Annotated in this window: 10 protein-coding genes; all 10 read left to right on the forward strand. The window is 64.7% G+C overall.

All coding sequences use genetic code 11. The features are described from left to right. The first annotated feature begins 350 nt into the window (after positions 1-350). The 10 genes from DF200_RS08250 to DF200_RS08295 all read left to right on the forward strand — a co-directional run bounded on the left by DF200_RS08250 (position 351) and on the right by DF200_RS08295 (position 22,971). Entirely contained in the window at positions 351-5,360 is a 5,010-nt protein-coding gene (locus DF200_RS08250) for an acyl-CoA dehydratase activase-related protein (RefSeq protein ID WP_241520204.1), read from the forward strand. A 249-nt stretch (positions 5,361-5,609) separates the two neighbouring features. Continuing rightward, positions 5,610-6,197 (forward strand): MarR family winged helix-turn-helix transcriptional regulator, encoded by a 588-nt coding sequence (locus tag DF200_RS08255; protein WP_109137801.1) that lies wholly within the window; start codon positions 5,610-5,612, stop codon positions 6,195-6,197. An 80-nt stretch (positions 6,198-6,277) separates the two neighbouring features. After that, a complete protein-coding gene (locus DF200_RS08260) occupies positions 6,278-8,089 on the forward strand; it encodes an ABC transporter ATP-binding protein (protein ID WP_109137814.1) in 1,812 nt (603 codons plus the stop codon). Positions 8,090-8,181: 92 nt separating this feature from the next. After that, positions 8,182-10,158 (forward strand): ABC transporter ATP-binding protein, encoded by a 1,977-nt coding sequence (locus DF200_RS08265; RefSeq protein WP_241520207.1) that lies wholly within the window; start codon positions 8,182-8,184, stop codon positions 10,156-10,158. A 588-nt stretch (positions 10,159-10,746) separates the two neighbouring features. Then, the gene (locus DF200_RS08270; protein ID WP_241520208.1) at positions 10,747-11,880 is read left to right on the forward strand and encodes an ATP-binding protein; all 1,134 of its coding nucleotides are present in this window, start codon (positions 10,747-10,749) and stop codon (positions 11,878-11,880) included. A gap of 426 nt (positions 11,881-12,306) precedes the next feature. Then, the gene (ileS, locus tag DF200_RS08275; protein ID WP_277725228.1) at positions 12,307-15,621 is read left to right on the forward strand and encodes a mupirocin-resistant isoleucine--tRNA ligase; all 3,315 of its coding nucleotides are present in this window, start codon (positions 12,307-12,309) and stop codon (positions 15,619-15,621) included. 164 nt (positions 15,622-15,785) lie between these two features. Further along, positions 15,786-16,868, forward strand: coding sequence for a GmrSD restriction endonuclease domain-containing protein (locus DF200_RS08280; protein WP_241520205.1), 1,083 nt, complete (start codon positions 15,786-15,788; stop codon positions 16,866-16,868). A 131-nt stretch (positions 16,869-16,999) separates the two neighbouring features. After that, a complete protein-coding gene (locus tag DF200_RS08285; RefSeq protein WP_109137804.1) occupies positions 17,000-17,830 on the forward strand; it encodes an amidohydrolase family protein in 831 nt (276 codons plus the stop codon). A 152-nt stretch (positions 17,831-17,982) separates the two neighbouring features. Further along, complete coding sequence (locus DF200_RS08290; RefSeq protein WP_109137805.1) at positions 17,983-19,968, forward strand: GTP-binding protein; 1,986 nt, start codon at positions 17,983-17,985, stop codon at positions 19,966-19,968. A gap of 168 nt (positions 19,969-20,136) precedes the next feature. After that, positions 20,137-22,971 carry an ABC transporter ATP-binding protein/permease gene (locus DF200_RS08295; protein WP_109137806.1) on the forward strand — a complete coding sequence of 945 codons (2,835 nt, stop codon included), beginning with the start codon at positions 20,137-20,139 and terminating at the stop codon, positions 22,969-22,971. The last annotated feature ends 158 nt before the right edge of the window (positions 22,972-23,129 follow it).

Here is a 23,129-nt window from a genome sequence, read left to right on the forward strand (position 1 = left end):
ATCAAGACCACCATCAAGATCGGCTACGGCTACCGCAACCTCGACAACCTCATCAGCCTCGTCATGCTCAAATGCGGAGGACTCGACCTACAACTCCCCGGACGCCAATAACCAGCAGGCCGGACCAGTGATCCACACCCACACAAACACCCGAAGAGCCGTTTTGTGAGGAATCTCATGGGAATCGTCGCCAGTCGTTCCGCCCCGCCGACTACGATTCATCATGGGTCCATCAATGAAACACCGTGCGGGAGCGTGAGGTTAGGACGCCATGGGGAAGGACCATGGGAAGACGTGAGACCACGGCCGGGAACGTGAACATGGCACACGAACGGATGAAGGAAACAGGTATGCCGGAGTTGAAGACGAACGACTACATCAGAATCGGTCTGGATATCGGATCGACGACGGTGAAGGCGGTGGTCCTTGATAAGGACGGCTCGACGGCGGCGGTGGGGGAGGAGTCCCCGCTCGCCGCACCCGGGCAGCATATTCTCTACGCCGACTATCGGCGGCATCACGCCAATGTCCGTGCCACGGTGGCCGAACTGCTCACCGACATCCGTGCGCATCTGGCCGACCTGCACCGCGAGGACGAGCCGGTGCGTCTCTCCATCACCGGTTCCGGCGGCCTCGGCCTCGCCGACAACCTGCACGTCCTGTTCTCGCAGGAGGTCATCGCCGAGACCGTGGCCATCGATGCGAAATACCCGCAGGCCGACGTCATCATCGAGCTCGGCGGCGAGGACGCCAAGGTCACGTATCTCAAGCCCACGCCCGAGCAGCGCATGAACGGCTCCTGCGCGGGCGGCACCGGCGCGTTCATCGACCAGATGGCCACCCTGCTCGACACCGACGCCACCGGCCTCAACGACATGGCCAAACGGTACGAGACGCTCTATCCGATCGCGTCGCGATGCGGCGTGTTCGCCAAGACCGATCTGCAGCCGCTCATCAACGACGGCGCGGCCAAGCCCGACCTGGCCGCCTCCATCTTCACGGCCGTGGCCACCCAGACCATCGCCGGACTCTCCTCCGGCCGCCCAATCCGCGGCACCGTCATCTTCCTCGGCGGCCCCCTGTTCTTCCTCTCCGAACTGCGCGAGGCGTTCCGCCGCGCGCTGAAGGACCAGGTCAAGGAGTTCATCACCCCCGAATCCGCCCATCTGTACGTGGCCTACGGCGCTGCCCTGCTCGCCGGCGAGGAGACCGGCGACGAGACGGAGGACGGCACCACGCACTACGAGCCGCGCACGCTCGATGACATCCTCGCCGCGCTGGAGAACCTCAAGAACCTGCCGAGCAACACGCCCACCATGCCCCCGCTGTTCGACACGGAGGAGGACCGTGAGCGCTTCAACGAACGGCATCATCGCGAACACATCCACATCGGCACCCTCGAAGGCGCGCACGGCCCCCACTTCCTTGGCATCGATGCGGGATCGACCACCATCAAGGCCACCCTCGTCAACGACGACCGTGAGATCGTCTGGTCGTCGTACGCCAACAACGAGGGTAGCCCGCTGACCGCGGCCGTCAACATCGTCAAGAAGATTCAGAGCGAGCTGCCGGAAGGCGCGTGGATCGCGCGCAGCTGCGCCACCGGCTACGGCGAAGGGCTCATCACCACGGGCCTGCATCTCGACGAGGGCGTGGTGGAGACCATGGCCCACTACCGTGGCGCCGAAATGGTGAGCCCCGGCGTCACCGCCGTCATCGACATCGGCGGCCAGGACATGAAATACCTGGCCATCAACGACGGCGTCATCGATTCGATCGCCGTCAACGAGGCCTGCTCCTCCGGCTGCGGGTCGTTCCTCCAGACGTTCGCCCAGTCCATGGGCCTGACCATCCAGGAGTTCACGCAGAAGGCGCTGGCCTCCGACCATCCCGTCGACCTCGGCTCCCGCTGCACCGTGTTCATGAACTCGTCTGTCAAGCAGGCGCAGAAGGAGGGCGCGTCCATCGAGAACATCGCGGCCGGCCTGTGCTATTCCGTGGTGCGCAACGCGCTGTACAAGGTCATCAAGCTGCGTGACGCCGGCGAACTCGGCGACACCGTGGTCGTGCAGGGCGGCACGTTCCTCAACGACGCCGTGCTGCGCGCCTTCGAGCTGCTCACCGAACGCGAGGTGACCCGTCCGAACATCGCCGGCCTCATGGGCGCCTACGGGGCGGCCCTCACCGCGCGCATGCACTACAACGATGACGACGAGCCGGGCAGGCGCTCGTCCATCCTCACGGGCGAGGCGCTCGACAACCTGTCGATGACGTCGGAACGCGACGTGTGCAAGCTGTGCCAGAACCACTGCAAGCTCACCATCACCACCTTCGCCGACGGCTCGCGCTATGTGACCGGAAACCGGTGCGAGCGAGGCGGCGACCGCAACAAGCAGCGCTCCGACCGTCCGAACCTCTACGAATACAAGTACAAGCGGTGCTTCTCCTATCGCAGGCTCACCGACAAGAAGGCCACGCGCGGCGAGATCGGCATCCCGCGCGTGCTCAACATGTACGAGAACTACCCGTTCTGGTTCACGCTGCTCACCCGGTTGGGCTTCAAGGTGATGATCTCCGGCCGCAGCAGCCATGAACTGTTCGAGACGGGCATCGACTCCATCGCCTCCGAGAACATCTGCTATCCGGCCAAGCTGGTGCACGGGCACATCAAGTGGCTGCTCAAGAAGAACATCAAGACCATCTTCTACCCGTGCGTCTCCTATGAGGAGAACCTCGTCGAGAACACCGACAACCACTACAACTGCCCGGTGGTGGCCAACTATCCGGTCGTGATCGGCGCGAACATGCCCGAACTGCGCGACCCGTCGATCCGGTACATGCGCCCCTACTTCAACCTGGCCAACCACGACCTCATGGTCGACCGCATCGTGGAGGAGTTCGCGTGGGCGGACGTCTCCCGCGAGGAGGCCGAGGAGGCCGTGAAGGCGGCCTACGCCGAGGACAAGCTCTTCAAGCACGACGTGCAGCAGGAGGGGCTCAAGGCCCTGGCCTACATGAAGGAGCACGACTGCCGCGGCATCGTGCTCGCGGGCCGGCCCTACCACATCGACCCCGAGATCAACCACGGCATCCCCGAGACCATCTGCGCGCTCGGCATGGTCGTGCTTTCCGAGGACTCCATCTGCGAATTGCAGCCCGGCGAGGACCTGCATCTGAGCGACTATCTCGCGGCGGGGGAGAAGAACCCGCGCGAGAAGGATTCGGCCGGCTTCCGCCACGTGGGCGACCGCAAGGTGACGCGCATGCCGCTGCGCGTGACCAACCAGTGGGCCTACCATTCGCGACTGTATGCGGCCGCGAACTTCGTGGCCTCCTATCCCGGACTCGAACTCGTGCAGCTCAACTCCTTCGGCTGCGGCCTCGACGCCATCACCACCGACCAGGTCTCCGAGATCCTCGCCGACAAGGCCGACGTATACACGCTGCTCAAGATCGACGAGGTGTCCAACCTCGGCGCCGCCAAGATCCGTCTCCGCTCGCTCAAGGCGGCCGTCGAGGAGCGAGAGGCCAACAAGGCGAGCGAGGAACAGGCCGCCGCAGGTCAGGCCGCCGACGTGCGGAAGACCGCCGAACAGGTGCGCCGCGAGACCTTGGCCGAGAACCGTCTCGCCGAGGCCCAGGCCAGGTACGAGGAGGCGCGTCGCCAGCTTGAGGCCGCACAGGCCGAGATGGACAAGGCCGCGCCCGCCGCGAACATCGACGCCGGATTCGTGAAGCACCCATACGCCATCGAGCTGGGCGGAGGCCCCGGCGCGGGGAACGCCGTCGCCGGCGGCAGGCCCGGCCCCGACCGGCCAGCCAAGGGCGAATTCCGCCGGACCGGCTCCAAGGCGCCCACAGCCGGACGCCAGGTGCTGCTCGACGCCGTCATGGAAGGCAATCCCAAGGCCAGCGAACAGACGAAACGCGCCGTGAAGAAGAACGCCCACAACACGGCCACCATGTCGAAGTACGCCAACCGCATCCCCTTCGGCAAGTCCATGAAGAAGGACTACACCATCGTCGCGCCGCAGATGAGCCCCATGCACATGTCGCTCATCGAATCGGTGATCCGCTCCGGCGGCTACAAGTTCGACATCCTCGAACACGCCAGCCGCGACGACGTGGAGCTCGGCCTCAAATACGTGAACAACGACGCCTGCTACCCGGCGATCATGGTCATCGGTCAGCTCGTCAACGCCATCGTCGAGGGCAGGTACGACCCCGACAAGGTGGCGCTCGCCATCACGCAGACCGGCGGCATGTGCCGTGCGACCAACTATTTCGGCCTCATCCGCAAGGCGCTCATCGACGCAGGCTACCCGCAGGTGCCGGTGATCGCGCTGAGCACGCAGGGATTGGAATCCAACCCCGGTTTCACGCCCACGCCGGCGTTGCTGCACCGGGCGGTCAAGGCGCTGATTGTGGGAGACCTGTTCCTCAAGTGCCTGTACCGTGTGCGGCCGTACGAAAAGGTCAAGGGCAGCGCGGACGAGCTGTACCGCATGTGGGACACGATCGTCCGCGAGGTCATCGAGCATCACGGCTTCTCCGGGACGGCCAAGGAGAGGATCGGCAAGGGGTTCCTGCCGTATCCGACCCTGCTCAAGGAGATCGTCAAATCGTTCGACGCCCTGCCGTTGCGCGACATCCCCCGCAAGCCGCGCGTGGGCGTGGTCGGCGAGATCCTCGTCAAATACCATCCCGACGCGAACAACCATGTGGTCGACGTGATCGAATCCCAGGGATGCGAGGCCGTGGTGCCCGGCATCATGGAATTCATGACCACCAAGCCGTACATCACCGACTGGAACAAGCGCAACCTCGGCATGGGCGGCAACCAGTTCGCGTACGCCGTGATGCGCTGGGGGCTGGACCGCTACCTCAACCCGGTGCGTCGCGCCATCGCCACGGCCAACGGCAAGTTCTCCCAGGACCTGCCCATGGCCGAGCTGGTGAAGAAGGCCGCGGAGGTCACGTCCGTGGGCGTGCAGGCCGGCGAAGGATGGCTGCTGACCGCCGAGATCCTCGAACTCATCGAATCGGGCGCGCCGAACGTGGTGTGCGCCCAGCCGTTCGCCTGCCTGCCGAACCATGTGACCGGCCGCGGCATGTTCGGCGAGATCCGGCGTCAGCATCCCGAGGCGAACATCGTCTCCATCGACTACGATCCCGGCGCCTCGCAGGCCAACCAGCTCAACCGCATCAAGCTGATGATCTCCGCCGCCAAGCAGGCCGAGGCCAAACGCCAGGCCGCCGAGGCCGTGCACGATGCGCGCAACCAGGCGGACGGCCACACCCCCGGACGTGACGGCGGCGAGGAGACATCGCCCGCGCCCAGGCTTTCCGAAGCGGCCTGACGTCCCGCTCACCGGCCGACGACATCGAACGGCGATCGCGTCGGCCGGCCATCGTCATGAGGCGTTCGTCCGTGCGTTCGTCCGGCATGTCATTCGCCCTGGCATGGCATACGTTCCGATGTCACGACACGCCGAAAAGTTGTATATGCAACTGTTGTATATGCCCTTTATTATCATCCTCTGTTGCATATGCAACAATCGGGACGTTCGTTCCCGCATGTCATGAACCACCATGGATCGGGGAATCGTATGGACAAACGCGTGCTCAGCATGGAGCTGCGGGCCCTATGCAAATCCGTCGACCGGTATCTCGGCGAAACCATGCCGGAATCGGCGGCGGACGCCACGGGCGGCAACGCGCACATCATCATGTTCCTCTCGCGCAACCGCGACAGGGACGTCTATCAGCACACCATCGAACGGAAGTTCTGCATCACCCGGTCCACGGCGTCGCGCGTGCTGTCGCTGATGGAGAAGAAGGGGCTGATCGTGCGCGAGCCGGTCGCGCACGACGCCCGGCTGAAGAAGATCGTGCTGACGGCCAAGGCCGACTCCATCGTCGCCGACCTCAAGGCGAACGGCGAGGCCATGGAACGCCGGCTGGTCGCCGGATTCTCCGAGCACGAACGAAACGCCGTATACGACTACGTGCGGCGCATGCGCGACAACATCGCCGAAGCGCAGCGGGTGTTCGAGACGGCGAACGGGAGGACGGGGGCCATGCGCCACCAGCGACACGACGGCGCCGAAAACGATGCGCCGCACAACGACGACCCGCACAACGACGACCCGCATAACGACGACACCAAGCCAATGAAGAAGGAGGACGACAAGTGACCAGCACCGCAACCGCCGACGTCGCGAAGCAGGGCAGGCCGGCCCGGCCGCGGCATCTGTTCCGCACATTGGGCGCGTCCATGCGCGAATACAAGAGGGAAAGCCTGCTCGCGCCGGCGTTCGTGGCCGTCGAAAGCATCCTTGAGATCCTCATCCCCACGGTCATGGCCATGCTCATCGACCAGGGCATCACCGGCGGCAACATGGACGCCATCGTCCGGTTCGGCCTCATCCTGCTGCTGTGTTCGGCGGTGTCGCTGAGCTGCGGCTTCCTCGCCGGACGCTTCGCCGCCGTGGCCGCAGCCGGATTCGCGAAGAACCTGCGCCACGACCAGTTCGAGCAGGTGCAGCGGTTCAGCTTCACCAACATCGACCGGTTCTCCACCGGCTCGATCATCACCAGGCTCACCACCGACGTGACGAACCTGCAGACCGCCTACATGATGATGATCCGCATGGGCGTGCGCGCGCCGATCATGGTGGTCGTCGCATGGTTCTTCTCGTTCCGCATCAGCCCGTCGATCTCCATGGTGTTCCTCGCCTGCATCCCCATACTCGCCATCGGCCTGTGCGGACTGGCGGTGCTCGTGCACCCGGTGTTCGAGCGCGTCTTCCACACATACGACGAACTCAACAACGTGGTCGACGAGAACCTGCAGGGCGTGCGCGTGGTCAAGTCGTTCAACCGCGAAGGCTACGAGGTCTCCAAGTTCGACCGCATCTCGCGGCGCATCTTCAAGGACTTCACCAAGGCCGAACGCATCATGAGCTTCAACATGCCGCTGATGATGCTGTGCGTCTACGGATCCATGATCCTGATCTCGTGGATGGGCGCCAACCAGATCGTCGCCTCCGGCAACGACCCCGCCGTGGGACTGACCACCGGCGACCTGACCGCGCTGGTGACGTACGCCATGCAGATCCTCATGGCCATGATGATGCTGTCGATGATGTTCGTGATGATCATCATCTCGCAGGCCTCCGCCGAACGCATCACCCAGGTGCTGCAGGAGCAAAGCACCGTCACCGACCCCGAGCATCCGGTGCGCGAGGTGGCCGACGGATCCATCGAATTCGACCACGTGACGTTCCGCTACTCCGACGGCTCGGAGAAGCCCGTGCTCGACGACATCGACCTGACGATCCCCTCCGGCGCCACCATCGGCATCGTCGGCGGCACCGGCTCCGCGAAATCCTCGCTCGTGCAGCTGATTCCCCGCCTCTACGACGTCTCGCAGGGCACGCTCAGGGTCGGCGGCGTGGACGTGCGCGACTACGACCTCGAACCGCTGCGCGACCAGGTGGCCATGGTGCTGCAGAAGAACGTGCTGTTCGGTGGCACCATCGCCGAGAACCTGCGCTGGGGCAACCCCGACGCCACCGACGAGGAGCTGCGTCACGCATGTCGCCTCGCCCAGGCCGACGGGTTCGTGCAGGAGTTCCCCGACGGATACGACACCATGCTCGAACAGGGCGGCACCAACGTCTCCGGCGGCCAGCGGCAGCGCCTGTGCATCGCCCGCGCACTGCTGAAGAAGCCGAAGATCCTCATCCTCGACGACTCCACCAGCGCCGTCGACACCAAGACCGACCGGTCCATCCGCGCCGCGTTCCGCGACGAGATCCCCGACACCACGAAGATCATCATCGCCCAGCGCGTCGCCTCCGTGCAGGAATCCGACATGATCCTCGTGATGGACCACGGCCGCATCATGGCCCGCGGCACGCATGAGGAACTGCTCGCCACCTGCGACGAATACCGTTCCATCTACGAATCCCAGACCAAGAACCAGGCAGGCCCGGATGAGACCGGCAACCCCGACGCAACCGGCACGACGGGGACGACGGGGACGACGACCAATCCGCAGGCAACCGAAGGAGGCGCCCGATAATGCCCCAGCAGTCGCAGCACTCTCAGCAATCCCAGCAGTCGCAGCAGTCCCGGAAGAAGGACAGGAACACGTTCGCCGGCCGCAAACCCGCCATGGGCAAGCCCGCCCCCGGCACCGTCAAACGCCTGTTCGGCTACATCCTGCAATACCGGGCGCGAGTCGTCGTCATCGTGGCATGCATCCTCATCGGCGCCGCCGCGCAGGCCGGCTCCGCGCTGTTCCTGCAGACCCTCATCGACGACTACATCCTGCCGCTCGTCGGCGTGGCCAACCCCGACTGGGGGCCGCTCATCCAGGCCATCACCCTGATCGGCTGCCTCTACGTGGCCGGCATCGTCAGCGGCTGGCTGTGGATGTGGCTCGTCGTCACCGTCGAACAGGGCACGCTCAAGAAGATCCGCGACGACATGTTCGCCCACCAGCAGCGGTTGCCCATCCGCTACTTCGACGCCCATGAGCACGGCGACATCATGAGCCACTACACCAACGACACCGACACCCTGCGCCAGGCCATCAGCCAGTCGTTCCCGCAGATGTTCTCCGCGGGCGTCTCCGCGCTCGCCGCGCTGCTGTCGATGCTGTGGCTGTCCGTGCCGTTCACCGCGTTCACGATCGTCTTCACCATCGGCCTGCTGTGGATCGTGCGCAAGGTCGTCGGCCGCGCCGGACGGTTCTTCATCAGGCAGCAGCAGTGGCTCGGCGACGTCAACGCCTTCGTGGAGGAGTCCGTCAACGGGCAGAAGGTCATCAAGGTGTTCAACCATGAGGAGGCCACGCAGAAGACCTTCGACGAGAAGAACGAGGAACTGTTCCGGTCGGCCGCCGCGGCCAACACGTGGGGCAACGTGACCATGCCGATCGTCGGCAACCTCGGATACCTGCTGTACATCCTCATGGCCATCATCGGCGGTGCCGTTGCGCTCGCCGGACTCGGCAACTTCGGCCTGACCGGCGCCGGTCCGCTTACCCTCGGCACGCTGGTCTCGCTCCTTACGCTCTCCCGCTCGTTCATCAACCCGATCGGCCAGGTCTCCATGCAGCTCAACATGGTGATGATGGCCATCGCCGGCGCCTCCCGCATCTTCGCCCTCATGGACGAGCCCGTGGAGGAGGACGGTGGCACCGTGACCCTCGTGAACGTGGAGCTCGGCGCCGACGGCCGCACCATGACCGAGACCGACCACGAGACCGGCCACTGGGCGTGGAAGCGCGAGGCGGGCGACGACGGCACGCGTTCGCTGCGCGCCGCCGAGAAGCTGCACGGCCAGGCGCGCGAGGTGGCGGTCAAGGCCCGCGAACAGGCCGTGACCTCGCCGGACGGACGATTGACGCTGCTGCGCGGCGACGTGCGCTTCACCGACGTGACCTTCGGCTACGACCCGGCCAAGCCCGTGCTGCACGACATCACCTGGTTCGCCAAACCCGGCCAGAAGATCGCGCTTGTGGGCGCGACCGGCGCTGGCAAGACCACCGTGACCAACCTCATCAACCGGTTCTACGACATCCAGGAGGGGCAGATCCTCTACGACGGCATCTCCATCAAGGGCATCCGCAAGCCGGACCTGCGCCGTTCGCTCGGCGTGGTGCTGCAGGACGTGAACCTGTTCACCGGCACCGTGATGGACAACATCCGCTACGGCCGGCTCGACGCCACCGACGAGGAATGCATCGAGGCCGCGAGGCTCGTGAACGCGGACGGCTTCATCCGCATGCTGCCGGAAGGCTACGCCACCGTGCTCGAAGGCGACGGCAGCGGCCTGTCGCAGGGCCAGCGCCAGCTGATCTCCATCGCCCGCGCCGCCGTGGCCGACCCGCCCGCGCTCATCCTCGACGAGGCCACGTCGTCCATCGACACCCGCACCGAGGAGGTCGTGCAGGCCGGCATGGACAACCTGATGAAGGGCCGCACCGTGTTCGTCATCGCGCATCGCCTGTCCACCGTGCGTAATTCCGACGTCATCATGGTGCTCGACCACGGACGAATCATCGAACGCGGCAACCACGACGAGCTGATCGCCCAGAAGGGCGAGTACTACCAGCTCTACACCGGTGCCGTGGAACTGGAGTAGATTCAAAAAACGCCCTGAATATGGCGATGTCTCGCATATTCAGGGCGTTTTCGGTCGTTACTCGTTCCCGCCGTGACGCTTGTTGCAGTAGTCGTTGAGCATGGTCTCCATCACTAGATCCAGGCCACGGTGGCCCTCCTCGGTCCCATACTTCATGAATTCTCCTTCATGTATTGAACAATATCCTGCGTATGCCGTATTCATGACCGCGTTATATCGGGTCGCGAGCGTCAACGTGTCAAGCTGCTCCCGGTATGGTTCCGTCTGTCGACGGATCGTCGCACGACGAAGCGTCGCAACAGCCTGACGAATCCGGGATACGCCGCCAAGCCGGAGAACGCCCGCGTCCGAACGATCCCAACCTGTCCGGTGCCGCCGCATGACCGGGGCGGAACATGTGGAACGTGCCTGTCTGAGTTTTATAGTCTTTTATATTCTTTTATAATGTTTTATATTCTCTTATAATTTTAAGACTTTTGTATTCTTGCAATTCGATCATCTCGGTACGAGACGGGATTGTCCGTGTGGAAGAAAGGCGGCGGCATGTCTCCAAGGAAAGCGAACCCGTTCAAGCCCACTGCCGGACGTATGCCGCCATTGCTTGTCGGACGAGACGGAATCATCGATGATTTCGTGGAAGGGCTAGACGATGGTCCGGGGGCGCCCGGCCGTCTTATGTGCGTGACCGGCGCGCGCGGAGTAGGGAAGACGGTGATGCTGACCGAATTCGGACGCATCGCAAGGGAGCGAAAATGGGAGGTGATCGACGAGACCGCCTCCGACGGTCTTGCCAAACGTCTGCTGGAACGGTTCGTTCCGAATAAGCCGTCGGTGAACCTGTCCGTGAAGCCATCCCTGTCCGTCGCCGGTCTCGGAGGTCTTTCGCTGGGGGAGGCCAGTGTGTCCTCGCAGCGGATGCCATTGACGTTGCGCGAGGCCATGGGGCGGCGTCTCGACGTCCTGGAGCGTCGGAGGGCCGGCCTGTTGATTACCGTGGATGAGGCCCAATCGACGGCCCGTGGGGATATGGTCGCCATCGCCACGGCGGTGCAGCATCTCACCCGCGAGGAACGGAACATCGCATTCGTTTTTGCCGGCTTGCCGATCATCGTGTCGAAATGGCTCAATGATGATGTTCTGACGTTTCTTCGGCGGGCGCAGTCCGAACGTCTCGGCGATATTCCGCTTGCCGAAGTGAGGGGCGCGTTCATCGATACGTTCGAGGAATCCGGCATCGCCATAGGCGGCGACGCATTGCGTATGGCGGTCGATGCGACCGAGGGATATCCGTTCATGATTCAGCTCGTCGGATACCACGTCTGGCGTATCGCCTATCGGCGTCAACGTGATGGTGCGGCGGCCGGGAAGGGCATGTCGGTCAGTGAGGATGATGCAAGTGAGGGTGTCGCCAATGCCCTGAGCCGGCTCGGCGATACCGTGCACGGTCCCGAACTTGACGGCTTGTCTCCAGTGGACAAGACCTATCTGCTGGCGATGGCCCAGGATGACGGCCCCTCTTCCACATCCACAATCGCCGAACGCATGGGCAAGGACGTCGGATACGCGAATATCTATCGGACGCGTCTGATCGATGCGCAGGTGATTCGGGATGTGGGATATGGGAAGGTTGATTTCGCGATACCCTATCTGCGCCGGTATCTGCGTGAGCATGCCGCGTATATTCGCATGAGCGCGCATGACGGCAGGCCGGGGCGGGGATGATGCCGTGTCCCGATCGTCGTTTGCGATGTCAGCGGATGATCCCGATGGATTTCGTGGGGCGGGGCGTATTCCGTGGGCGTACGTTGGGATGACGTTCCTGCCGTTCGCGCGGCGGTGCTATCATATACGCGGTGAGCATCGATCCGTCATCAGCGGGGAGCTTCCGGAAGAACGGTCGGAAAGCGAAACGTCCGACTTATTAGAACCGGCGGGAGGGCCCGACACAGCCCAGGACAAGCGGTCGCATCGACGTTCCATGAGGTTACGGGACGGGATGCGGCAAGCGAGGTGGTACCGCGGTTCGGTATGCGCCCACGATCGCGCCCGTTATGTGCGGGTCACGAACGGGCGGATATCGCAATCGTCCTCGGCGACCGAAGAAGATGCGCCGGGGTGAGATCCTCGGCATGTGACGAGGAGATAGCGGTGAGCAACAAGTTCCCGAAGGCCGCGGCGGACTCCAGCCTGGAGCACGTCGCGCCGAACCCCAGCTTTCCCGATCTTGAGGTGAAGACCCTCGACTATTGGGACAAGGACGATACCTTCCAGAAGTCCGTGGAACGCAACCCGTCCGGCGACCACAGCCAGAACGAGTTCGTGTTCTTCGACGGCCCGCCGTTCGCCAACGGCCTGCCGCACTACGGCCACCTGCTGACCGGCTACGCCAAGGACGTGATCCCGCGCTACCAGACCATGAAGGGCCGCAAGGTCAACCGCGTGTTCGGCTGGGACACCCACGGCCTGCCCGCCGAACTCGAAGCGCAGAAGGAGCTCGGCATCGACTCCGTCGACCAGATCGAGAAGATGGGCATCGACAAGTTCAACGACGCCTGTCGCGCCTCCGTGCTCAAGTACACGAACGAATGGCAGGACTACGTGCACCGTCAGGCGCGCTGGGTGGACTTCGAGCACGGCTACAAGACCCTGAACATCCCGTACATGGAATCGGTGATGTGGGCGTTCAAACAGCTGTACGACAAGGGGCTGGCATACCAGGGCTACCGTGTGCTGCCGTACTGCCCGAAGGACCGCACGCCGCTGTCCGCGCACGAGCTGCGCATGGACGCCGACGTGTACCAGGACCGTCAGGACACCACCGTCTCCGTGGCCGTCAAGCTGCGCGACGAGGACGACGCCTACGCCGTGTTCTGGACCACCACTCCGTGGACCGTGCCCACCAACTTCGCCATCGTCGTCGGCGCCGACATCGACTACGTGGAGGTCCGCCCGACCGAAGGCAAGTACGCCGGCAAGAAGTTCTACTTCGGCAAGCCGCTGCTCTCCAAGTACGAGAAGGAGCTCGGCGAGAACTACGAGATCGTGCGCGAGCTCAAGGGCGCCGAGATGGAGGGATGGCGCTACTGGCCGGTGTTCCCGTACTTCGCGGGCGACGAGGCCGAGTCCGAAGGCCACGTGCCCGGACCGCAGGGCTACCAGATCTTCACCGCCGACTACGTCGACACCGTCGAGGGCACCGGCCTCGTGCATCAGGCCCCCTACGGCGAGGACGATATGAACACGCTCAACGCCAAGGGCATCAGGAGCACCGACGTGCTCGACGCCGGATGCCGCTTCACCGCGCAGTGCCCCGACTACGAGGGCATGTACGTGTTCGACGCGAACAAGCCGATCCTGCGCAACCTGCGCAACGGCGACGGCCCGCTCGCCGCTATCCCCGAGGAGCACCGCGCCATCCTGCTGCAGGAGAAGAGCTACGTGCACTCCTACCCGCACTGCTGGCGCTGCGCCACCCCGCTCATCTACAAGCCGGTGAGCTCCTGGTTCGTCTCCGTCACGAAGATCAAGAAGCGTCTGCTCGAACTCAACCAGGAGATCAACTGGATCCCCGGCAACGTGAAGGACGGCCAGTTCGGCAAGTGGCTCGCCAACGCCCGCGACTGGTCCATCTCCCGCAACCGCTTCTGGGGCTCGCCGATTCCTGTGTGGGTGAGCGACGACCCGAAGTACCCGCGCGTGGACGTCTACGGCTCCCTTGAGGAGCTCAAGGCCGACTTCGGCGACTATCCGCGCGATCGCGACGGCAACGTCAACATGCACCGTCCGTGGATCGACGACCTCGTGCGCGTCAACCCCGACGACCCGACCGGCAAGAGCCACATGCGCCGCATCACGGACGTGCTCGACTGCTGGTTCGAATCCGGTTCCATGTCGTTCGCGCAGTTCCACTACCCGTTCGAGAACAAGGAGAAGTTCGAGCAGCACTTCCCGGCCGACTACATCGTCGAATACATCGGCCAGACCCGCGGCTGGTTCTACCTGCTGCACGTGATGGCCACCGCCCTGTTCGACCGTCCGGCGTTCAAGAACGTGATCTGCCACGGCATCGTGCTCGGCTCCGACGGACAGAAGATGTCGAAGCACCTGCGCAACTACCCGGACGTCAACGGCGTGTTCGACAAGTACGGTTCCGACGCCATGCGCTGGTTCCTCATGAGCTCGCCGATCCTGCGCGGCGGCAACCTCATCGTCACGTCCGAAGGCATCCGCGACACCGTGCGCCAGGTCATGCTGCCGCTGTGGAGCTCCTACTACTTCTTCACCCTCTACGCCAACGCGGCCGACAAGGGCGAAGGCTTCGACGCCCGCCTGCTGCGCGCCGACGAGACGGCCTCCCTGCCCGAGATGGACCGCTACCTGCTGGCCCGTCTGCGCAAGCTCGTGGCCAACGTGCAGAAGTCCCTCGACGAGTTCGCCATCTCCGACGCATGCGACGAGGTGAGCGACTTCATCGACATGCTCACCAACTGGTACATCCGCAACACGCGCGACCGCTTCTGGAACGAGGACGCCGACGCCTTCAACACGCTGTACACCGCGCTTGAGGTGCTGTGCCGCGTGATGGCGCCGCTCGCCCCGATGGAGACCGAGACCATCTGGCGCGGCCTCACAGGCGGTGAATCCGTGCATCTGGCCGACTGGCCGTTCCTCGCCGACGAGAAGACCGGCGAGCCGACCGAGCTGGGCCGGACCCTCGTGGCCGACGACGGGCTCGTCGCCGCCATGGAGAAGGTGCGCGAGGTCGTCTCCGGCACGCTGTCACTGCGCAAGGCCCAGCAGATCCGCGTGCGCCAGCCGCTCGCCAAGCTCACCGTGGTCGCCGAGGACGTGGCCGCCGTCGAACCCTACACCGACATCCTCAAGTCCGAACTCAACGTCAAGGACATCGAGTTCTGCACCATGGAGGACGCCGCCACGCAGGGACTGCGGATCGTGCACGAGCTTCGCGTCAACGCGCGCGTGGCCGGCAAGCGCCTGCGCAAGGACGTCCAGTTCGCCATCAAGGCGTCCAAGACCGGCGCATGGCACGTCGGCGAGGACGGCGCCCCCGTGGCCGAGACGCCGAACGGCGACATCGCGCTCGTCGAAGGCGAGTACGAGCTCATCAACCGCGTGGAGGAGGAGAACGCCGAAGAGGCCGCCAACTCCGTGTCGTCGGCGCTGCCGACCGGCGGCTTCGTGATCCTCGACACCGAGCTGAACGACGACCTGCTGGCCGAAGGCTACGCGCGCGACGCCATCCGCGCCGTGCAGGACGCCCGCAAGGACGCCGGCCTCGACATCGCCGACCGCATCAGCCTGAAGCTGACCGTGCCCGTCGCCGACGCCCCCAAGGCCGAACAGTTCAAGGACCTCATCGCGCATGAGACCCTGGCCGAGGCCGGCGTGGACATCGTCGCCGCCGACGTCAAGGAACTCGGCGTGGAGGTCGCCAAGGCCTGACGCCCATCCGTGCCCGCCGCGGATTCCATCGCGGCGGGCAGACAGGGGCTGCGAACCGTGGTCAAACGGTTCGCAGCCCCTTCTTTCGCGCTCGGCATGCGAACGCAAACACGGCAACCATGAGCGCATGGGCAGCATGAGCGCATGGACAAGGAAAGGAAACCATGACCGATTCGCATAATCCACGTACCGGCGGATGCCGCCGATCGCTCGCCGCGGCCGTCGCCTGCCTGGCGGCTCTGGGCATGCTGTCCTCATGCGGGGACTCGACCGGGGCCTCGTCGGCATCATCCGCGGCGTCGTCTTCGTCTTCCTCGTCTTCGTCGGCATCATCGTCATCGACGACGCCGAACGATGCGACCACGCCGAACGACACCGATAACGGCACCGATGGAAGCAGGACGAAGGCCACCGACGCGCTGGCCAAACTGCCCGTCAAGGGCCGCGCCCCGAAGACCGGCTACACACGTGAACAGTTCGGCCCCGCATGGGCCGACGTCGACGGCAACGGCTGCGACACCCGCAACGACATCCTCGCACGCGACATGCAGAACGTGACCTACCGCTCCGGCACCCACAACTGCGTCGTCACATCCGGCACGCTCGCCGACCCCTACACCGGCAGGACCATCAACTTCAAGCGCGGCCAGAACACCTCGTCCGCAGTGCAGATCGACCATGTGGTCGCCCTGTCCGACGCCTGGCAGAAGGGGGCGCAGCAGATCGGCGCGGACAAGCGCAAGCGGCTCGCCAACGACCCCTACAACCTGCTCGCCGTGGACGGTCCCGCCAACCAGCAGAAAAGCGACGGCGACGCCGCCACTTGGCTGCCGGCGAACAAGTCCTACCGCTGCGCCTACGTGGCACGGCAGATCGGCGTGAAGGCCAAATACTCGCTGTGGGTCACGCAGGCCGAGCATGACGCCATGGCCACCATCCTCGCCACATGCCCCACGCAGACCGTGCCCACATCAGGCGGCAATGCCACGGAATCCACGGAATCCGCGCACACGTGGACCGTCACGCCCAGCCCCACGTCCAGCGCGAGCACGCCAAGCGCGGCGTCCTCCCCGTCTTCGGCGGGTGCATCCACGGCGTCGGGTTCGTCGGGTTCGTCGTCCGATTCCAGCGTCAGCTACAGGAACTGCGCCGCCGTGCGCGCCGCAGGCAAGGCGCCGCTGCATCGCGGGGACCCGGGCTATTCCACGAAACTCGACCGTGACGGCGACGGCGTGGCCTGCGAATAGACGGCATGACGGTCGGTTTGAGCCGGTCATCGATAACGCGTATAGCGGGAAATCCCCGATGCGCCCGAGCGCGGGCCCGGGCATCCTAGAATTTCCGCTATACGCATTTTCCTTTTGGGGAGGGGACTTCAATGACCGATTCGCAGCCCATCATCGACTTCAGGCTCAGGCCATTCAGCGAACACTACAACAGCGGCTTCTCCGATGCGATGGTACGACGGTTCTTCTCCGGATTCGGCTACGACATCACCGACGCGGCGACCGACCGCAGCTATGAATCACTGAAGCGCGAGCTCGACGAGGCCGGCGTAGTCAAGGCGGTGCTTCCGGGCCGCAAGGTCTACGACACCACCAACGCCGAACTGTTCGAATATGCCGCCAAGGACCCCGAACGGTTCCTCGTTTTCCCGTTCCTCGACGTGGCGAAGCCGGAGGAGGCGTTGGACGTCATCGAACGCGATGTCGTGGCGAAGGGGTCGAAGGGCGTCTCCATCGAACCGCTGGGCGGCAACGACGTGCGGTTCGACGACGAGCGGATATTCCCCCTCTACGAACGGCTCCAGACGCTCGGCGTGCCGGTCATGGCCACGGTCAGCGCCTTCGCAAGCGATCTCATAGACAACACCATCCCCAGGCAGATCCACCATGTGGTCCGTGAGTTCCCGAAGCTCACGTTCATCGCCTCGCACGCCGGATGGCCGTGGGTGGCCGAAATGGTGCCGATCGCCTTCATGAACACGAACCTGTACCTGCTTGCCGACTTCGAGGGCACACGCGGCAACGCGGCGCCCGAACTGCGGCAGGCCGCCGAACGCATGATACCCGACCAGGTGCTGTTCGGATCCTCGTTCCCGCTCGGGCCCATCGCGCAGGGCGTGCGCAATATCCGCGACTGGCATCTGCCCGAGGCGGAGGAGCGCAAGGTGCTGTACGGCACCGCCGCAAGGATTCTGGGACTATAGCCATCCACAACGCGAGTCGTGAGGCCGTTCGTTCCTGGAAACGGCCGTCAACGGCACCGAGGGGCGGGACGGCGGGAGCCCGCCACTTCCGTGACGCCCGTCATTCGGCAACCCCATTGGGTGAAACCGATCTATATAATGGCGGGATGCATATGAAACAGGCCGTTGTGGGGATTCTCGCGCACGTGGACGCCGGCAAGACCACGCTCTCCGAGGCGATGCTTTACCGTTCCGGCGAAATCCGCTCCCTGGGACGCGTGGACCACGGCGACGCCTTCCTCGACACCGACGATATGGAGAAACGGCGGGGCATCACCATCTTCTCCAAGCAGGCCATCGTCGAACACGGCGGCCTGCGCATCAACCTGCTGGACACCCCGGGGCATGTGGACTTCTCCGCCGAGATGGAACGCACCCTGCGCGTGCTCGACTACGCGATACTCGTCGTAAGCGGCCCCGACGGCGTGCAGGGCTACACCGAGACGCTGTGGCGGCTGCTCGAACGCTATAGGGTGCCGACGTTCGTGTTCGTCAACAAGATGGATGCCGTGGGCGCCGACCACGACGCCCTGCTCGCACGGCTGCAGCGCCGGTTCGGCGAAGGATGCGTGGACTTCGGCGTCGAGCCGGGGCCGGGGGAGCGCGAGGACGTGGCCCTGCTCGACGAGGCCGCCATGGACGACTACCTCGACGGCGGCATGGTCGGCGACGACCGTCTGCGTTCGATGATCGCCGCGCGCCGGCTCTTCCCCTGCTATTTCGGTTCGGCGCTGAAGCTCGACGGCGTCGACGGGCTCCTCGACGGTCTGGAGCGGTATACGCGGCGGATTGAATATCCGGAACGGTTCGGCGCCCGCGTGTTCAACATCTCGCACGACAGGCAGGGCAACCGGCTCACCTGGCTGAAGGTCACCGGCGGGCGCCTGCCCGTGAAGTCATGGCTGACGAACGGGGACGACGCGCAACCCGACAATGTGGCCGCGGCCACGGGGCAGGGGGCGTGGCGGGAGAAGGCCGACCAGCTGCGTGTATACTCCGGTGCGAAGTTCACGCTCACCGACATGGCCCGGGCCGGCGACATCTGCGCCGTCACCGGACTGACGCGCACCTTCCCCGGAGAAGGGCTCGGATGCGAACCGGACGCCGGTGAACCGGTGCTCGAACCCGTGCTCACCTACACCGTGCTGCCCGGCGACCACGACCCCCACAAGGCGCTGGTCGCCCTTCGCGAGCTCGGCGACGAGGACCCGCTGCTGCACGTCGCATGGGACGGGCGGCTGCAGGAGATCCGCGTGCAGCTCATGGGCGCCGTCCAACTGGAGATCGTCCAGCAGATGATGCACGACCGCTTCGGCCTCGACGTGCGCTTCGGCCCGGGAGGCATCCTGTACAAGGAGACCATCGTCGCACCGGTCGAGGGCGTCGGGCATTTCGAGCCGCTGCGCCACTACGCCGAGGCGCACATCCTGCTCGAACCGACGAGGGAGGGCAGCGGCCTGAGCTTCGCCACCGACTGCGACGAGGACGTGCTCGACCGCAACTGGCAGCGTCTCATCCTCACCCACCTCAGGGAGAAGGAGCATCTCGGCGTGCTCACCGGCTCGCCCATCACCGACATGCGCCTCACCCTCGTCAACGGCCGCGCCCACCTCAAGCACACCGAGGGCGGCGACTTCCGCCAGGCCACTTACCGTGCCGTGCGTCAGGGGCTCATGCGCGCCAGGGAGCGCGGCGACTGCCGTCTGCTCGAACCCTGGTACCGTTTCCGTCTCGAAACGCCGCAGGACATGCTCGGCCGGGCCATGGCCGACGTGCAGCGCATGAGCGGCGACTTCGGCCAGCCCCGGACGGACGGGGAGCGCGCCGTGCTCGAAGGCACGGCCCCGGTCTCCGAGATGCGCGACTACGCCATGGACGTCAACGCCTACACGCACGGGCAGGGACACATCGTCTGCACGTTCGGCGGATACCATCCCTGCCACAACGCCGAAACCGTCATCGAACAGGCCGCGTACGACCCGGAATCCGATCTGGAGAACACGCCCGACTCGGTGTTCTGCGCCCACGGCGCCGGATATCCGGTCTCATGGGACGACGTCGAATCGCACATGCATCTGCCGCTGCGCGAGAAGCGGTGACGACGCCACGGGCCCGTCTCCGCGAACCACGCCGGCGCGCTCGCCTGAGGGCGCGGGGCATCCCCGCCCCGTGGCCGAGGGCGTTCGCCGGGGAGCCGAACCACGCCCCCGGAGGCTCGGATATGATACGGTGCTTTTGTATTCGGCCATATCCCAAGGAGACGGGTCATGCTACAGATCAAGTCGATCTCCAAACAATACCGGACCGGCGATTTCGTCCAGAAGGCGCTGGACGACGTCAGCCTCAACCTCCGCGACAGCGAATTCGTGGCCATCCTCGGCCCATCCGGCTCCGGCAAGACCACGCTGCTCAACATCATCGGCGGCCTCGACCGCTACGACGACGGCGACCTCGTCATCAACGGCATCTCCACGAAACGGTACAAGGACCGTGACTGGGACTCCTACCGCAACCACACCATCGGCTTCGTGTTCCAGAGCTACAACCTCATCCCGCACCAGACCATCCTCTCCAACGTGGAACTGGCCCTGACCATATCCGGCATCCCCAAATCCGACCGCCGCGAACGCGCCCGCAAGGCCCTCGAACAGGTAGGCCTCGGCGACCACGTGGACAAGCGCCCCAACCAGCTGTCCGGCGGGCAGATGCAGCGCGTGGCCATCGCCCGCGCGCTCGTCAACGACCCCGGCATCGTGCTGGCCGACGAACCCACCGGCGCGCTCGACTCCGACACGTCCGTGCAGATCATGAACCTCCTCAAGGAGGTGGCCCGGGACCGGCTCGTCGTGATGGTCACGCACAACCCCGAACTCGCCCGGCAATACGCCACGCGCATCGTCGAGCTGCGCGACGGCCGCATCCGCAGCGACTCCGACCCGTTCGAGCCCGAGACGGCGCAGGCCGCGCCCGCAGTGTACAAGTCCATGGGCCGGGCGTCCATGTCGTTCACCACATCGATTGCCCTGAGCCTCAACAACCTCGGCACGAAGAAGGCTCGGACCATCCTCACCTCGTTCGCCGGCTCCATCGGCATCATCGGCATCGCGCTGATCCTGTCGATATCGACGGGCGTGAACACGTACATCACGAACATCCAACGTGACACCATGACGTCATACCCCATCGAGATACAGTCGCAGTCGTTCGACATGACGAGCATCATGAAGTCGCAGATGTCCGACGCGGAGGAAGGGCGCAGCGCGTCGGCGAAGACCGACGGCATCTATCCGGACGATTCCGGCATCAAGCAGGTGTCCAATCTCACCAGCTCCATCACGAAGAACAACCTCAGCAGATTCAAGAAGTATCTCGACGACCCGAACAGCGAGATCCATAAGTACGTCGGCGCCAACGGCATCCAATACTCCTACGACGTGAAGTTCTCCGTCTACGACCGCGACCCCAAGGGCACGCTGGTCAGCGCCGACGGCGTGACCATCGGCTCGAAGTCCGACGACGCGATGTCGTCGAAGATGGCGTCGCTCGGCGCGCGGTCGTCGTCGAACATGGCCGACATCCAACGCACGCAGATGTCGATGATCACCGGCAAGACCGACGAGAACACCGCGCCCGAATCGTTCAACGAGATCATGCCCGGCACGAAGGACGGCCAGCGGGTCAGCAGGGTCATCACCGACAACTACGAGGTCATCAAGGGCTCGTGGCCCAAGGCCAGGGACCAGGTGGTGCTCGTGCTCGACCAGGACAACAAGGTCTCGCTCACCACGCTGTACGAGATCGGCCTGCTGCCGGCCAGCGACTACACCGACATGATGACGAAGATCAACGACGGCAAGGACGTCAAGACCGACACCGGCCGGATCGACTACGACAAGGCGCTCGACCAGACGCTGCGCCTCGTGCCCGCCGCCGACCAGTACGTGAGGAACGCCGACGGCACCTACCAGTACGTCGGTGACGACGAGGACGAGGTCGCCAAGCTCGCCGACAAGGCCATGAAACTCAAGATCGTGGGCGTCGTGAGGCCCCACGCCGACTCGAAGACCACGCCGCTCGCCTCCGGCATCGGATACACGCGCGACCTGACGAACTACCTCATCGATTATGCGAACGACAGCGCCATCGTCAAGGCGCAGAAGGCCTCGCCGAAGAGGAACGTGCTCAACGACCTCGCCTTCTCCCCGGCCGACGACAAGGCGAAGGCCGCCGACGCGAAGACCTACGTGGCATCCCTGGGCGTAAGCGACAAGGCGAACATGGCCCGCGGCATGATGGGCGATTCGGCGCAGTCGGGAGCGGCGGCGCAGTCGGGCGCCGCCTCCGCCTATGCCGCCCAGGGGGCGTCCGGCGCGTCCGCGGCCATGGGCGCGATGACCGAACAGCAGCTCGCCGACCGGTTCGACGCCTACATCGCCTCCGCGCCGACCGCCACGCTGGTGAAGATCTACGACCAGTACGTCTCCAGCGGCGACTACGACGACAACCTCGCCGCGTTCGGCGTCGTCGGCCGCGACGCGCCGACCTCCATCAGCATCTACACCGACAGCTTCGACGACAAGAACGCCGTCGGCGACGCCATCAGCCATTACAACGACGGCGTGAAGAAAGACGACAAGATCGTCTACAACGACTACGTCGGACTGATGATGAACTCCGTGACCACCATCATCAACGTCATCTCCTACGTGCTGATGGCGTTCGTGAGCGTGTCGCTCGTCGTCTCGTCCATCATGATCGGCATCATCACCTACATCTCCGTGCTCGAACGCACCAAGGAGATCGGCATCCTGCGCGCCATGGGCGCGTCGAAGCGCAACATCTCCCAGGTGTTCAACGCCGAGACCGGCATCATCGGCCTGCTCGCCGGACTCATCGGCATCGGCGTCACGCTGCTGCTGCTCATCCCCGGCAACCAGCTGCTGCATCATCTCATCGGCAACGACGACGTCAACGCCGTGTTGCCCGTCCCCGGCGGCATCATCCTCGTCATACTGAGCATGGTGCTGACTCTGATCGGCGGGCTGATCCCGTCGAAGAAGGCCGCGAGGCAGGACCCGGCGACCGCGCTGCGGACGGAGTAGGCGCCGCGTACCGGGCATCCCGCGTGGAGCGTCCATGCAGGATGCGGCAGGTAACGCGGGATGCGGCAGGTAACGTCGGCTTTTCGACGACGTTGCACATACGATATATAGCGAAACTAGACTGCGTTCCAGTCATGGCGGATGGGGAGCGGACGATC

It is taken from the genome of Bifidobacterium catulorum (assembly GCF_003129925.1).
Taxonomy (GTDB): domain Bacteria; phylum Actinomycetota; class Actinomycetes; order Actinomycetales; family Bifidobacteriaceae; genus Galliscardovia; species Galliscardovia catulorum.

Bases quoted from the DNA above. Each gene is read 5' to 3' on its own strand.
- DF200_RS08250 (WP_241520204.1), top strand. From the start codon at position 351: ATGCCGGAGTTGAAGACGAACGACTACATCAGAATCGGTCTGGATATC.
- DF200_RS08255 (WP_109137801.1), top strand. From the start codon at position 5,610: ATGGACAAACGCGTGCTCAGCATGGAGCTGCGGGCCCTATGCAAATCC.
- DF200_RS08260 (WP_109137814.1), top strand. From the start codon at position 6,278: ATGCGCGAATACAAGAGGGAAAGCCTGCTCGCGCCGGCGTTCGTGGCC.
- DF200_RS08265 (WP_241520207.1), top strand. From the start codon at position 8,182: ATGGGCAAGCCCGCCCCCGGCACCGTCAAACGCCTGTTCGGCTACATC.
- DF200_RS08270 (WP_241520208.1), top strand. From the start codon at position 10,747: ATGCCGCCATTGCTTGTCGGACGAGACGGAATCATCGATGATTTCGTG.
- DF200_RS08280 (WP_241520205.1), top strand. From the start codon at position 15,786: ATGACCGATTCGCATAATCCACGTACCGGCGGATGCCGCCGATCGCTC.
- DF200_RS08285 (WP_109137804.1), top strand. From the start codon at position 17,000: ATGACCGATTCGCAGCCCATCATCGACTTCAGGCTCAGGCCATTCAGC.
- DF200_RS08290 (WP_109137805.1), top strand. From the start codon at position 17,983: ATGAAACAGGCCGTTGTGGGGATTCTCGCGCACGTGGACGCCGGCAAG.
- DF200_RS08295 (WP_109137806.1), top strand. From the start codon at position 20,137: ATGCTACAGATCAAGTCGATCTCCAAACAATACCGGACCGGCGATTTC.